Annotated in this window: 12 protein-coding genes; 6 read left to right on the forward strand and 6 right to left on the reverse strand. The window is 39.2% G+C overall.

Annotation, left to right across the window (positions count from 1 at the left end; all coding sequences use genetic code 11):
• Positions 1-2: 2 nt before the first annotated feature.
• Both IPZ59_RS16505 and IPZ59_RS16510 read right to left on the reverse strand, forming a co-directional pair.
• Positions 3-1013, reverse strand: a complete 1011-nt coding sequence (locus tag IPZ59_RS16505) for a right-handed parallel beta-helix repeat-containing protein (RefSeq protein ID WP_236137148.1) — start codon at positions 1011-1013, stop codon at positions 3-5.
• A gap of 230 nt (positions 1014-1243) precedes the next feature.
• Positions 1244-2101, reverse strand: coding sequence for a helix-turn-helix domain-containing protein (locus tag IPZ59_RS16510; protein WP_236137149.1), 858 nt, complete (start codon positions 2099-2101; stop codon positions 1244-1246).
• Between the two features lie 321 nt (positions 2102-2422).
• Between IPZ59_RS16510 and IPZ59_RS16515 the strand changes: the two genes are divergently transcribed.
• The 6 genes from IPZ59_RS16515 to hisB all read left to right on the forward strand — a co-directional run bounded on the left by IPZ59_RS16515 (position 2423) and on the right by hisB (position 9461).
• Positions 2423-4258, forward strand: coding sequence for a sensor histidine kinase (locus tag IPZ59_RS16515; RefSeq protein ID WP_236137150.1), 1836 nt, complete (start codon positions 2423-2425; stop codon positions 4256-4258).
• On the forward strand, positions 4248-4871 hold the full coding sequence (locus IPZ59_RS16520) for a response regulator transcription factor (RefSeq protein WP_236137151.1): 624 nt from the start codon (positions 4248-4250) through the stop codon (positions 4869-4871). The genes IPZ59_RS16515 and IPZ59_RS16520 overlap by 11 nt, the downstream gene beginning before the upstream one ends.
• 258 nt (positions 4872-5129) lie before the next feature.
• Positions 5130-5990: an ATP phosphoribosyltransferase gene (gene hisG / locus IPZ59_RS16525; RefSeq protein ID WP_236137152.1), complete on the forward strand. Its 861-nt coding sequence runs from the start codon at positions 5130-5132 to the stop codon at positions 5988-5990.
• Between the two features lie 11 nt (positions 5991-6001).
• On the forward strand, positions 6002-7297 hold the full coding sequence (hisD, locus tag IPZ59_RS16530) for a histidinol dehydrogenase (RefSeq protein ID WP_236137153.1): 1296 nt from the start codon (positions 6002-6004) through the stop codon (positions 7295-7297).
• Complete coding sequence (gene hisC / locus IPZ59_RS16535; RefSeq protein ID WP_236137154.1) at positions 7294-8370, forward strand: histidinol-phosphate transaminase; 1077 nt, start codon at positions 7294-7296, stop codon at positions 8368-8370. The genes hisD and hisC overlap by 4 nt, the downstream gene beginning before the upstream one ends.
• Positions 8367-9461: a bifunctional histidinol-phosphatase/imidazoleglycerol-phosphate dehydratase HisB gene (gene hisB, locus IPZ59_RS16540; protein ID WP_236137155.1), complete on the forward strand. Its 1095-nt coding sequence runs from the start codon at positions 8367-8369 to the stop codon at positions 9459-9461. The genes hisC and hisB overlap by 4 nt, the downstream gene beginning before the upstream one ends.
• Positions 9462-9619: 158 nt before the next feature.
• Here hisB and IPZ59_RS16545 read toward each other — a convergent pair whose 3' ends face one another.
• The 4 genes from IPZ59_RS16545 to IPZ59_RS16560 form a co-directional block, all read right to left on the reverse strand.
• Positions 9620-10333 carry an SDR family oxidoreductase gene (locus tag IPZ59_RS16545; RefSeq protein ID WP_236137156.1) on the reverse strand — a complete coding sequence of 238 codons (714 nt, stop codon included), beginning with the start codon at positions 10331-10333 and terminating at the stop codon, positions 9620-9622.
• A 106-nt stretch (positions 10334-10439) separates the two neighbouring features.
• Entirely contained in the window at positions 10440-12965 is a 2526-nt protein-coding gene (gene priA / locus IPZ59_RS16550; protein WP_236137157.1) for a replication restart helicase PriA, read from the reverse strand.
• A gap of 47 nt (positions 12966-13012) precedes the next feature.
• Entirely contained in the window at positions 13013-13675 is a 663-nt protein-coding gene (locus IPZ59_RS16555; protein WP_236137158.1) for an ERCC4 domain-containing protein, read from the reverse strand.
• Positions 13676-13786: 111 nt separating this feature from the next.
• The gene (locus IPZ59_RS16560) at positions 13787-13993 is read right to left on the reverse strand and encodes a hypothetical protein (protein WP_236137159.1); all 207 of its coding nucleotides are present in this window, start codon (positions 13991-13993) and stop codon (positions 13787-13789) included.
• Between the last annotated feature and the right edge of the window lie 490 nt (positions 13994-14483).

The raw sequence follows: 14483 nt of genomic DNA on the forward strand, positions 1-14483 counted from the left end.
TCTTAATTATTGGCTCTGCCTTCGATTCTTACATTCAAATCTCCATTTTGAGGAACAATGGGATTAAGGATATTCAGCAAAGTAACTTGGGGAACAGCTGGTTCGCCACTAACAGTATATCCAATTCCTCCAAAGAGTCCTATTTGGGAGCCTCCTACTCCACCTGTTAAACCTGGGGAACCTGCTTGAAGACTATAATTATGATCATAGCTAAAAGAATTATTTGGAGCATTTACAAACAACGGGTTGGAGAAAATATTATCAACTCCTGTATTCCCATTTGTTGTTGGGAGAGAGCTAGGATTATCCTGTCCAAAAAAGATGTTGTTGTTAAAGGTAGAATTAACTATAGCTCCGGGAGAATTAAAATTAGAATTCAAATTATTCTGAAAAAATATGTTATTGCCGAATATATTGGTAAAAGACCCTGAAAAAATTCCACCACTTGATAAAAATACATTATTTGAAAAAAGGGAATGATTTATATTTTGTATAACTCCACTAATAATATTATTTCGAAAAATAAACCTTTCCTCAAAGTTGGGCGAAACTAGAGAGGAAATCGAGTTGATGATATTTTCTTCGAATATCCAGTTTTGAAAATCTGCAACAAAAACATTAAATTGAATAAAATTCCGTTGAATAATTACATTGTTGATTTGACTTCCTGAATAAGAGGCTTGCAAAATAGTAAAGCCAGCAAGCCTGCTATCAGAGGATCCATTTTGAAAAATAACTGTTCCTAGCGAACTTCTCAAACCATCTGCTGTAGCAGGATTATGTCCTGCCCCAATTAAATTGATTCTTTTATTGATGTTAATATCTCCATAGGAATTTGAAGACCCACTCACATAAATAAAGTCCCCATCAGCCGATGCATCTATTACTTCTTGCAGGGTATTAAACTCGCTTGTTTCTCCGTCTCGATTACTGAATGTTCGGACTACCTGTGCTTCTAAAGTGGACGCTGTCAACAGTAAGCACACAACGAAAAGATTGTAAATTGTTTTCATAAGTTTTGTAAAATTTAAGTGGTGGAATAGAATCAGTAGAAAATTAAAATACGTTGTAAAAGATTTACCTCTAAATTTCCAGCTAATTGAGAATGAATCAAATACCCCAAAAGTGGTATTATAAACTATGTCTTTATTTAAAAATATCCGCAGAAAGAAAAATATGCTGCCACTACTTCCGAAAAATCTACAGATAGGGATAATTAAGCTAAAAAACAGGAAATTATGATTTATTTCAGGTAGTCCTTTTTGATTTCACGTTCTACTGCTAAATTATAATTAACGAGCAGTTGTTGGTATTTCCGTGGTGACATACCTAGATAGGTTGTGAAGTCTTTATATAGATGTGGGCTATCATTGTATCCAAAGTTGATAGCCAATTCTAGGATATCTACGAAAGGGTCTTTTTCCAATGCTATGAGCAGCAAATTGAACCGGACTATCCTACAAAACACCTTAGGAGGAACTCCCACTTGATTTTTGAAATAAATTTGAAAGGCACGCTTACCAATGCCAAGCTGTTCGATCAATTCATCAAGACCCACGATTCCTTTTTTAAGGAAAATATAGTGGACCATGTGCGACATATCTACGTGTGGCTTTTTCGGTTTCATATTGCTAAAATGACCCAGCAGCAGCTCATCTATTGAAGACAACAAATCTTTTAAACTCATAAATGATTGTGAAACTTCTAATATTCGTTGGTGAAGCAGCTTAAAACCTATTTCATTTAGGGGCGTCACTTTATCTGTACATTCGCTTGCAGGTTTATTTAAAAAATGAAAAAGACCTGTAGGTGTAAATACGATGCAAAAAAATTCAAAAACCCCTTCAAAATGGGAAATTCCAACTTTAGTCATTTGACCAAACAGGTATGGATGGTGATTTTTGAAATAGATTCTATCCTCCTTAGTAGGATATGTTAAATAGGAATTTGAATTGATTTTAAAAATAGTTATGATGGCTGCTGTGCCTTTCGGGGTAAAAACAGGCCTCTCTGTACCATCAAATTTAATTTTTGACACCAAATAGCCGTTAATGTAAGGCGCTAAGGATTCATGGGGTTTAAAAAGTTGAATATCATTCATCACAGATTATTTAAAACTACAACTGAATCCTATACGACGATATAAATTGTCTTACGGAAAAATCTTCACATTTTAAGACAAAAAAACACTTTCAATATACTATTTTAATTTTTTTTCACCAACAGAATAGACAGACAAAAAGAAGACATCTTAAAGAAATTCATCAAAACATTACCAACTATCTTACAGCAACTTACTACTATTTTGTAAATAGAAATCGAATTACTAACCATTCAATCTACTAGAAACCCAATTTTAGCTTTATCCTAATTTTTTTATTCAAACCAATTTAATAACTTATGCCTTGTTATTTACCCATACATGATTTCAATTAATCAAAAGTACCTTTTACTTTTCTACCTCAGTGCAGTAAGTTTGCTAGGAGCCTGTTCATATTCACAGGAACCCTTACGCTATCAGGTTTTGGCTGATAAATCATTTTCAGCGGTGGAGGCTTCTGGAAGATTTGAACAAGACTCCATCTGGAAGGAGGGAATTTTCAATGCGGGCATCACCGCTTACAGTTGGTGGATGCGGGTCACTTTACCAGACCAATGGGATGAATCCAAGTACTTTTTTATGCTCAACAATCCACATATTAACCTATTGGAAATATATTTTTCTGATGCAGTCACCCCTACTTACATCATGGGCGATCACTTCCCTTTTGATCAAAGACCCTATTGGAATAAAGACCTCGTGGTTCCTTTGGAATATGATGGACATAAGCCCACTTCTTTACTTCTGAAAATGAGTAAACCTGGGGAAACATTACTTGTGGATCCTATGATCCTAAAAGAAAGCCAATTGCTTCAAAAAGTATCCTTGGAAACATTACTGATTGGACTATTTATTGGCTGGATGGCCATCATGTTCATGGGGGCTTGTTTGTATGCCATCAAACTCAAAGAAATTTCCGGAATATTATATGCGCTTTTCATTCTTTCACTCACTGCTTGGCTTTGCAGTCATTGGGGATTGGGCTTTCAATATATTTGGCCAAATGCAGGCGATTGGACAGATAAGTCCCGACCAATCCTAGGACTTATTACCAATACCATTTTTCTTTTATTGATGACGAGTTTTTTTCCACCTTTAAGAAAAAAAAGCTGGTTGATTTACGCTGTCAAAATCACCATTGCACTGCATGTGTTATTGGCAATAGATACTTTTTTTAGACCCATGTCTACCATCAATATCCCTAATAAAATGACCTTCCTCAAGCTTACCTTGGGATTTTCTATCCTTGTGACAGCCTTGATCATTACCTACTTGTGGCAACAATACAGGGCAGGCATACAATATGCTGCTTACTATCTTTTAGGGATTTCATTTTTGATTGGATTCAACTTGTTGGTTCACTTACATCAAGCAGGTATTTCAATTCTTTTGAGTAATTCTTTATTTGATTTCGGATCATCATTTGGAATGATGGGGGAAACCATCTTTATTACAGCGGCATTTATTGGGAAAGCAGCTGACTTCAAAGTTGAGCGTGAAAACTTACAGCTGAAATTGGTAGAAAATGAGAAACTCATGGCCAATAAACTGATCGATGTGCAAGAAAAAGAAAGAAATAGACTCGCAAGAGATCTCCATGACAGTATTGGAGGGATGCTAGCGAGCATTTATCTCAAAGCCAACCAACTCGAAACACAATTCTCCAGCAATGAAATAACCCATGAGTTAAAGGACCTAGTTTCCAAAAGTATCGTCGAAGCAAGAAGTATCAGTCACAATCTGACACCTCCACACCTCAAAGAAACAGGCTTGGAACTTGCACTGCGTTCAAAGTTACAGTTAATTCAAGACCAGGCTTATTTACCCATAACATTTACCTACTCTTTACCTGCTAACATTAGCCAAAACCTTCAACTTTCGCTGTATCGGATATGTGGTGAATTGGTGCAAAATGTATTGAAACATGCCCAGGCATCAGAGTTGATGATTCAGTTAATAGAAGTAGATGATGAAATTGAGGTAATTGTCGAGGACGACGGCCATGGCTTCGATGCAAATCATTCCAAAAATGGCATTGGATTGACCAATATACAGGATCGTGTTTCCTACTGGAAAGGAACCTTAGCGGTAGATTCCACCCCTTCGGGCACCACAGTTTTAATCAAAATTCCCCTTGTTTACGAGTATGCAGGCTAACATTACACTTTATCACATAGAAGATCATCAACTTTTTGTAGAAGGAATTTTTTCATTGATAGGAAAAGAAGCCGGAATCACTTGGTTAGGAAGTGCCAACAATGCTACGGACGGGCTAAAGGAAGTTATCAGGCTTCAACCTGATGTAGTGCTTTTAGATTACTTTCTTCCCGATATGAATGGCTTGGAAACAGCACAGAAAATCCTTAATCTGTTACCTCATACCGCTATTTTAATTTTATCTATGGAATCGAGTAGGGATCTCATTAGGAAATGTACAAAACTTGGGATTTTAGGCTTTTTACCAAAAACAACCGATAAACAAAGCTTATTAGATGCCATTCACTCCATCTACCGAAAGGAACCTGTATTTCCCGAAATCCAAGAAATCTCCAAAGAGATTCCTACAGGGTTAAATATGTTGAGCAAACGGGAAAAGGAAATTGCGTTTTTAATTGCCCGAGGCTTCACCTCCGCTCAAATCTCAGAAAAACTCTTCTTGAGCTTACTGACTGTCAATACACATAGAAGAAATCTCATCCACAAATTAAAACTCACAAACACAGCACAATTGTCCGCTTGGATCAGTAAATTGATGGAAGAAGAGCTATAATTTCATCAATGAAAAAAACAAAAGAAGGATTTGCCTGTTTTTAAAATTCAATTACCTTTGCAGTGCATGAAAAAATACCCTTCCATAGTTTCACTTTTAGCTGCCAACACCACCGTTGGTACAGTACATCATGCACATCATTCCTCCTAAGGAGGAATTATACAAACATATCGCCCAATGGAGGCTGTTTATCTAATTATGCAGCCAATCAATCCAAAATTGTCTCAAACATTTTGCATCTAACCGTATATTGCATACATGAATTCAATTATCCGCATTGCCGTACAAAAGAGCGGCAGATTAAGTGAAGATTCCTTAAGCCTCATCAAAGAATGTGGCATCAAATTTTATAACGGCACCGGCAAGTTAAAATCTACCGCTACCAATTTCCCGATCGAATTTTTATTCCTGAGAGACGATGATATTCCTGGCTATGTAGCCGATGGGGTGGCAGATTTGGGAATTGTAGGCGAAAATGAATTGGTTGAAAAAGACAAAGAGGTCAATGTCCTGAAAAAATTGGGATTCAGCAAATGTAGACTATCCTTAGCCATTCCTAAAGGAGAAGAATACATGAATATTCACTACTTCCAAGGAAAAAGCATCGCTACCTCCTACCCGAAAATCTTAGGAGACTATCTGACCAAAAATAATGTATCTGCAGAAATCCACGAAATATCCGGATCTGTTGAAATCGCTCCTAGCATAGGACTCGCTGAAGGAATCTGTGATATCGTAAGTTCGGGATCCACCCTCATGATGAATGGATTAAAAGAGGTAGAAGAGATCTTCAAGTCTGAAGCTGTGCTTATTGCCAATAATACGCTATCCGAGGAAAAATTAGCCATCATCGATAAACTATTGTTTAGAATCAATGCTGTACAAACTGGTAAATCCAATAAATATGTCTTAATGAATGCACCAAATCAATCATTAGATAGAATTATTGAACTTATTCCAGGCATGAGGAGTCCTACGATCTTGCCTTTGGCGCAGGAAGGTTGGTCTTCGGTACACTCAGTCTTGAGTGAAGATCAGTTTTGGGAGAATATTGAGGAACTGAGGGCAGCCGGCGCCGAAGGTATACTGGTTGTTCCGATTGAAAAAATGGTTGTTTAAAACACTGAAATATGAAAATTGTCATCAACCCAAAAGTTACTGAGTGGGCATCCATTTTGGAGAGACCTGTACAGAAGACAAAGGATATAGAAAAAATAGTCAAGCCGATTCTTCGGAAAGTCAAGCGCTCCGGTGATAAGGCTTTGAAAAAATTTGCTTTGGAATATGATCATGTACAAATAAAAAATTTGCTGGTCACTCGAGAAGAAATCGTAGCTGCAAAAGCTATGGTCGATCCTGCTTTGAAAGAAGCTATTCTAATAGCTAAGGAAAATATAGAAAAATTTCATGCAGCCCAGCAAGCTCCCGACCTCGTGATGGAGGTTATGGAAGGTGTAACTTGTATGCGTAAGTCAGTTGCCATTCAAAAGGTTGGATTATACATTCCTGGTGGTACGGCTCCCCTATTTTCGACGGTGTTGATGTTGGGTATTCCTGCTAACATTGCGGGCTGTGAAGAAGTAGTATTGTGCACCCCTCCAAATAAAGAAGGAAAAATCCATCCTGCAATTCTATATACTGCCGACTTGATTGGTATTGATAAGATTGTCAAAGCTGGCGGTGCACAAGCAGTTGCAGCAATGACCTATGGGACTGAATCTGTTCCGAAAGTGGATAAAATCTTTGGACCAGGCAATCAATATGTAACAGCAGCTAAGCAACTGGCGGTGAAGAAAGGTGTTGCCATCGATATGCCTGCGGGACCATCAGAAGTATTAGTGTATGCGGACCAATCGTCAGTACCTGCTTTCGTTGCCTCCGACCTGCTTTCACAAGCCGAACATGGAGTTGATTCTCAAGTAATTTTGGTAGCAAGCTCCGAAAAAATAGCCCACAAAGTATTGAAGGAAGTAGAAGTACAACTGGAAAAACTTCCACGAAAAGATATTGCAAAAAAGGCCTTGGACAATTCAGTGGCTGTGATCATGCCCGTAGAAAAAACTGCCGTTGAGCTGATTAATTTCTATGCTCCCGAACACTTGATCATTTGTGTAGAAAATGAAGAACAGGTAGTGAACAGCATTGTCAATGCAGGATCAATTTTTATTGGTAACTACACCCCTGAGTCCGCTGGCGATTATGCCTCAGGCACCAATCACACCTTGCCCACCTATGGTTATGCAAGAAATTACTCAGGCGTATCCTTGGATTCCTTTGTTAAGAAAATTACTTATCAAAAAATCACAGCACAAGGTATTCAAAACTTAGGTCCTACAGTGGAGTTGATGGCAGCTAATGAGCAATTGGAAGCACACAAAAATGCAGTGACCATTCGATTGGAATACTTGGAAAAGAAAAAGTCATGAGCTTCGAACTACAAAAACTCTTGAGGCCCCACATCTTGGGAATCAAGCCTTATTCTTCGGCTCGGGATGAATATTCTGGAAAAGCTGGTATTTTCCTAGATGCCAACGAAAATCCGTACAGTGCATTGACTGGTGAAGCATTCAACCGCTATCCTGACCCTTACCAACAGAATATCAAGGCCAAATTAGCACCAATCAAAGGAGTTAGACCAAGTCAGATTTTCTTAGGAAATGGATCCGATGAAGCGATTGACTTATTGATGCGGGCATTTTGCAGACCTGGCATCGATAATATCGTCATCTTACCACCAACTTATGGTATGTATGAAGTCAGTGCAGGGGTAAATGATATTGCTATCGTTCGAGTTCCTTTGACTGCCGATTTTCAATTACAACCTAAAAAAATCTTGGAAGCAGCAAATGCCAATTCTAAGATCCTCTTCATCTGTAGCCCCAATAATCCTTCGGGTAATAAGGTAAACCGCTCAGATATTGAGTATTTGCTGAAAAATTTTCCTGGCTTAGTGGTCGTAGATGAAGCATACATTGACTTCTCTGATGAGCCAAGTTTCACCACAGAACTGGACTCCTACCCTAACCTATTGGTCATGCAGACCTTTTCCAAAGCCTGGGGATTGGCAAATCTTCGCATCGGAATGGCATTTGCCTCAGAGGAAATCATTCGGATCTTGAACTTGATTAAGCCACCTTATAATATTTCTGGCTTGACCCAAGAAAAGGTGTTGAATTCACTTGATAAGGCCGCAGAGTTACCGAAGGTTATAAAAAGCATTTTAGAAAATAGAGCAATCTTAGTCAATGAATTACATTCATTGACCAGTGTTCAAAACATTTTCCCTTCCCACGCCAATTTCGTTTTAGTAAAAATCAAAGAAGCCAAAGCTTGGTACGAAGCCTTAATCCAACATCAAATGATCGTCAGAGATCGTTCGAAAGTTTTATTATGCGATGACTGCCTACGGATTACTGTAGGAACAGCAGAAGAAAATCAAGCCTTACTAGAGGTCATGAAAACCATTGAGCAGTCCCAAAAAATCTCCTTAAACCTATGAAAAAAGTACTTTTCATCGATCGGGATGGTACCATCATCGTGGAGCCACCGATAGATTTTCAAATAGATAGTTTAGAAAAACTGGAATTCATCCCCAAAGCCATTTCCAACCTTCGGAAAATTGCTGAAGAAACGGATTTCGAATTGGTCATGGTTAGCAATCAGGATGGTCTAGGAACAGCCTCTTTCCCTGAGGAAACCTTTTGGCCCGCCCATAATAAAATGTTGCGTACCCTGGAAAATGAAGCTGTGACATTCACTAAGATTCACGTCGATCCACATTTCGAGTCTGATAATCATCCCAATCGTAAACCTGGAATCGGAATGTTGAAGGAATACTTGACGGGTGACTACGACTTGGCAAATTCCTATGTAATTGGTGACCGAAAGACAGATATCCAATTGGCAAAAAATTTAGGTTGTCAGGCCATCTTTATCGGTGAACCTAATTCAGAAGCAAGTTTAAGCACCCAAGATTGGGATGAGATTTATCAATTCCTTCGTTTACCTGCTCGAAAAGCAAGTGTCTCCAGAAAAACTTCTGAGACTGATATTCATATTGAAGTCAATTTGGATGGAACAGGTGTGTGTAAGATTGAAACTGGCCTCCCTTTCTTTGACCACATGTTGGAGCAATTGGGCAAACACGGTGGTACAGACCTAACTATCAAAGTCAATGGAGACCTTCACATAGACGAACATCATACCATTGAAGATACGGCTTTAGCCTTAGGTGAAGCCTATTTGAAGGCTTTGGGAGATAAAAAAGGTATCTACCGGTATGGCTTTTTGTTACCAATGGATGATGTATTGGCGCAAGTTGCCATTGACTTTGGTGGAAGGCCTTGGATGGTATGGGATGCAACCTTCAAGCGTGAGAAAATCGGAGATATGCCCACCGAAATGTTCTTCCATTTCTTCAAAAGCTTCTCCGACACAGCCAAGTGCAACCTCAATATCAAAGCCGAAGGAGACAACGAACACCACAAAATCGAAGCCATCTTCAAAGGTCTCGCCCGAGCTATCAAAATGGCAGTCAAGCGTGATTTGGCGGCACTGAATCAGTTACCGAGTACCAAGGGCGTATTGTAAAAATGCCACGAAGGCTCCAAGGCACAAAGTTTTGTGATTTTTTTCTTCGTGTCTTGGTGCCTTAGTGGCAAAATTTTAATACCGAATATTTAGATCGTATTTAACAATACACTATAGTGCTAACTACCTAGGCACCTATGTGTCCTATGTGGTTAAACTCACCCCGGCATGCTTGGACGCACCTCGATTTTGCTAGGAAGCGTACGTGGGTGCATTTGCATCAAATCTACCACCATCTGTCCGATATCTTCAATCTGGATTTTCCAGGCATCTGCATCATTCGGTACATGATTATTGAAATAAGTTGCCACAGAACCAGGCATTATGGTGGTGCAGCGGATTCCTTGATTTCTCAAATCCAACATGGCTGCTTGTGTGAAACCTGTTAAGCCAAACTTACTCGCATTGTAAGCAGAGCCTTTGGCAAAGAAATTGGTACCTGCCAAACTGGAAATGCTGATAAAATAACCCTTGGAGGCTTTCAACCCTTCCAAAGAAGCTTTTAAGCTGTAAAACACGCCAGTTAAATTGGTGTCTATGGTCTCATGCCACTGTTCAAGTGTCATGTCCTGAATGGAAGCAAAATGACCCAAACCTGCATTAGCCACCAACAGATCTAATCTTCCCCATTTTTCCATCATCAAGGCAACTGCCTTTTCTTGGGATTCGTAATTGCGAACATCTGCTGCGATACCGATAGCTTCTCCTTTTCCAAGTTTATTCAGTTCAGCCGCTGCGGAATCTGCTGCTTCCTGAGTACGGCCAGTGATGGCCACTTTCATTCCTTGCTGCATCAAAGCAGCCGCAATACCATAACCGATACCTTTCGTACCCCCAGTAATAAATGCGGTTTTATTTTCGAGTGATTGCATAATCGTTTTATTGATTAAAAATTTAAATGTCTATACAAATAACCCAATCAAAGGCTAAGTGGTTCCTCTTCTCAACAGTTAAAAAATAACTCGCTTAAAACTACCCTCAATACGGATCTACATCAACAATGATCCGCACACCCTTAAAGTCTTTCTGGTTTTGAACCTCATTCAAAATATTGCCAAGCGATTCTTTAAAGCTATTCAAGGAAGCAGATGCCCGATCTACCTTCACCAAACTTTCAAAAATATACTGGTTTTTTATCTTTCCGATCAGCCCCTTCTCAGGGCCTAACATAATTTTTTTAACCTGAATATCGTTCAATAAATTATGTAAAATCCTTGCTGCTCGTTCTCCGGCCTTAAAGTCTTTATGGCGTGTACTAATTTTAATAAGCTTGACGAAAGGTGGATAGAAGTACTTTTGGCGCTCAACCATTTCCTGCATATAAAATTGCTCATAATCTCCCGCCGAAATCCAATGAAAAATGGGAGCATCTGTGCGTCTCGTTTGAACAATAACCTTTCCTACCTGATTTCTCCTACCTGCCCTACCCGCCACTTGTGTGATCTGTTGAAAGGCCCGTTCCCCCGACCGAAAATCAGGGAAATTCAAAATCCTGTCCGCATCCATGATCCCCACCACCGTCACGCGATCAAAGTCCAATCCTTTGGTGATCATCTGTGTCCCAACCAAAATATCAACATTACCACCTCCAAAGTCTTCTAAGATACGCTGATACCCATATTTGCTTCGAGTAGTATCTAAATCCATTCTCACCACACGAGCCTCCGGAAATAATAAGCCCAAACTTTCTTCAATTCGCTCGGTGCCCAAGCCTACTGCGACGATTTTATTGCTGCCACAGGCATCACAGGTTTTGGGTACTTTTTCTTTGAATCCACAATAATGGCATTTCAGCTCATCCCCAAACTGATGATAAGTCAAGTTTACATCGCAATGCTCACACATAGGCGTCCACCCACAATCATCGCAACTCACATAGGGTGCATACCCTCGCCGATTCTGAAAAATAAGTACCTGTTCCTGCTTGCTGAGAGCATCCTGAATACTTTCCCTTAGCAAACGGGTAAAATCAAGTTTAAGCAAATTTTTCTTTTTATCCACTAGAATATCTGCCAACTGAAATTCTGGTAATTGTGCATCTCCATAGCGTTGATTCAATGCCACATAGCCATATTTCCTCATTCGGGCATTGTAATATGACTCAAAAGAAGGGGTAGCAGAACCAAGCAATACTTTGGCCTGATGAAGCCAGGCGAGCATGATGCCAGAATCTCTAGCCTGAAAGCGCGGTGCTGGATCGTATTGCTTATAGCTAGACTCATGTTCCTCATCAATGATCACCAAACCTAAGCTATCAAATGGCAGAAATATGGAAGATCGAACACCCACCACCAAGGGAAACCGCCCACTCAATACACCATTCCAAACCTCTACCCGTTCATTATCGGAATACTTAGAATGGAATACACCCATTTTATTACCAAATACTTTGCTCAAACGCCCTACAATATGGGTAGTCAATGCAATTTCAGGCAATAAAAACAACACCTGAGAGCCTCCATCCAAAGCTTCCTGTATCAGATGAATGTATAACTCCGTTTTTCCACTGCCAGTAATCCCATGAAGGAGTACGGTATCTTTTTCCTCAAATTGCTTTTTAATCGATCGCTTGGCTTCCTCCTGTACAGCTGAAAGTTTAATCGAAACAGCTTCCTTCCCATCCTCCAGCTCATCTAAGCGACTGACGATAATTTTAAACTCTTCGAATACACCGTTTTTAATCAATGTTTTCAAGGAAGACATGGATAGATTTGCCTCCGTGAATACCTTCTTTTCCAATCCTTTCGAGTTCAGAGAAAGGTCTTTGTACACAGGAATTTCCTGCAAATACTTAAGTACTACCTCCTCTTGTTTGGGTTTTGAACTTAAGTCGATAAATAACTGCTCTAAGGCCGCTTTATCTGTGGCAAATGGCTGAGTCAGGCGAATTCTTGCCTCTACTTTAGGTGTGTACTTTTCTTTGACTTGCTCAAAAACCAAAATCGCCTCTTTAATAACCAAGCTTTTGATGATTTGGTGAATGCTTTTGACCCCAAGTAAGACTTCACAATCCTCATAGCTCAATTCCTCTTGGCTTTCCAAGGCTTTCAAAATTATCAATTCCCGATCGTCAAGCGGGTATTCACTGAGCTCGGGATCAAAATTAGGGTTGAGCTGAATTTTACTTTCCGAACTTAATTTCAATCCGGAAGGCAAAGCCGCATTCATCACTTCTCCAATATGACAGCAATAATAATCAGCCATCCAAGACCAAAAGCGGATTTGAAGAGGATTAACAGTTGCGTGGGAGTCCAGCACATCCAAGATGGGTTTGGCCTCATAGGCCGCAGGTGGTTTTTGGTGCACTTTACCAACAATGCCAGTCAGGATTTTTTTCTTTCCAAACTGCACAATCACACGGTATCCTATTCCAATGGACTCTAACAGTGCGTTGGGAATACGGTAGGTAAACATCTTAGGTATCGGAACAGGCAGGATGATATCCGCAAAGGTGGCTTCCTGTTGCTCAGTTGCTTGAAAAAGATCTCCAAATAATGTATCCAAGTGTGTGATTTTTCCTTTATGAATTTTTCTCTAAAGTACTTCAAATATCAACTCCCTAAAACCTCCTGCAACTTTTTTTTCGTTTTTGGTCCTAATCTGTTGCTTTCCAAATTGGCATTTTGCATAATGCCTTTGATGCTTCCATATGTTTTCAAAAGGTCCAGTGCCCGTTTCTTTCCAATACCCGGTATCCTTGCCAACATATCCAATTGAATTTCCCAGGGAGTTGGGCTTTTCTTTCGGTGACTTATATTTCCATTGGAAGTCAATTTTTTTCCAGCAAAAGAACGGTAGCAATACAAACTTAAGGATACTGTCTCCAAGATATTTCGGGTAAAAAAGACAGGAATTCTAAATTTCCATTGAATGGAAAATAAAAGACTTTGAAAAGCTGCTTTTCGAAAGTGGCGCTGTTGGAGTCCTTGTGCTTCATCTTCAACAACAAGCAATGCAGGTTTAGGTAATTTTTGAAGACGTTTGATCTGAGAAAACAAGCGACCATCATTTAAGGAATTAAAAAAGTCCTGAAGCGTTTTCCGTTCGATGACCAGGTAATCATCCATGACAATATCCCCCGTGTAGAGGTGCTTTTTGGTGATAATAGAATTCCCAAAGGACTGAAAAGTTCGCATCAGTTCTTCCGGTTCCCGATGATCCAAGTAGATTTCCAAAGGGAAATAAAAGGATGATTTGATCAGGCCTTTAGGCATAGTTAGGGGTGTTTTTATACCATGGGTGTAATTTTCAACCTTGAAAATCAATGAAATCCCCTCCATTTCCAAAAAATAAGTATTTCAGTAAACGTTTAAGTTTTTTGGAGTTTAAGAAAGATATCGAAGAAAACCAGTTATCAAAAACATTGGAAAGTTCAAAGAAATAATCCCCCCGAAGAGTTCGACCCTGCCTTTGCCGACAGGCAGGCCTTTCAGGGTCTGGAGTTTTGGATAGTAGGTACATTTGTGACCATGGGTTGCACCGATGGCTATTGAAAGGTTTGACCCTATCAGGGTCAGGAGTTTTTTATTCATTGAATCCAAGTTTAAAAGGATATATAGGATTATGAAAATTAATTATAGAATACCGCATAATAGACTTCAAAGCTAACACTTGGACACCCTAAATCATTAACTTCTCAATAGTAAAATAGGGTACATAATTTATTCATTTACTGGTATTTACTAGCTATAGACCATATATCGATATAAAAAGCCGACCACGAAGTGGTCAAACCTCTCAATAGCCCTCAGTAAAACTGGGGGTAAAAATTAACATCCTCCTCGGCTATCCCGACTCTGAAGGAGTCGAACTTAAGCACACGAATCTCCTTTAAAAACTATATTTCAATTCGCTCTAGGTAATTAACTTTAAACATCTGAAAATCAAATGAAAAATCCACCAAAACCTAGTCCACAAACTCAATCTATCTAAACTATTTATATTTTAATATTTTTCCATAATCGAAATAGTCGAATAAATTAAAAACCGACCTATTTGAATTCAGAGAAATTGACTATTTTT

The organism is Mongoliitalea daihaiensis, assembly GCF_021596945.1.
Classification (GTDB): Bacteria; Bacteroidota; Bacteroidia; order Cytophagales; family Cyclobacteriaceae; genus Mongoliitalea; species Mongoliitalea daihaiensis.

Excerpts from the sequence above, each read along its gene's own strand:
- IPZ59_RS16545 (WP_236137156.1), bottom strand. The coding sequence starts at position 10,333 with ATGCAATCACTCGAAAATAAAACCGCATTTATTACTGGGGGTACGAAA.
- IPZ59_RS16560 (WP_236137159.1), bottom strand. The coding sequence starts at position 13,993 with ATGAATAAAAAACTCCTGACCCTGATAGGGTCAAACCTTTCAATAGCC.
- IPZ59_RS16520 (WP_236137151.1), top strand. The coding sequence starts at position 4,248 with ATGCAGGCTAACATTACACTTTATCACATAGAAGATCATCAACTTTTT.
- IPZ59_RS16505 (WP_236137148.1), bottom strand. The coding sequence starts at position 1,013 with ATGAAAACAATTTACAATCTTTTCGTTGTGTGCTTACTGTTGACAGCG.
- hisB (WP_236137155.1), top strand. The coding sequence starts at position 8,367 with ATGAAAAAAGTACTTTTCATCGATCGGGATGGTACCATCATCGTGGAG.
- IPZ59_RS16555 (WP_236137158.1), bottom strand. The coding sequence starts at position 13,675 with ATGCCTAAAGGCCTGATCAAATCATCCTTTTATTTCCCTTTGGAAATC.
- IPZ59_RS16510 (WP_236137149.1), bottom strand. The coding sequence starts at position 2,101 with ATGAATGATATTCAACTTTTTAAACCCCATGAATCCTTAGCGCCTTAC.
- hisG (WP_236137152.1), top strand. The coding sequence starts at position 5,130 with ATGAATTCAATTATCCGCATTGCCGTACAAAAGAGCGGCAGATTAAGT.
- hisC (WP_236137154.1), top strand. The coding sequence starts at position 7,294 with ATGAGCTTCGAACTACAAAAACTCTTGAGGCCCCACATCTTGGGAATC.
- IPZ59_RS16515 (WP_236137150.1), top strand. The coding sequence starts at position 2,423 with ATGATTTCAATTAATCAAAAGTACCTTTTACTTTTCTACCTCAGTGCA.
- hisD (WP_236137153.1), top strand. The coding sequence starts at position 6,002 with ATGAAAATTGTCATCAACCCAAAAGTTACTGAGTGGGCATCCATTTTG.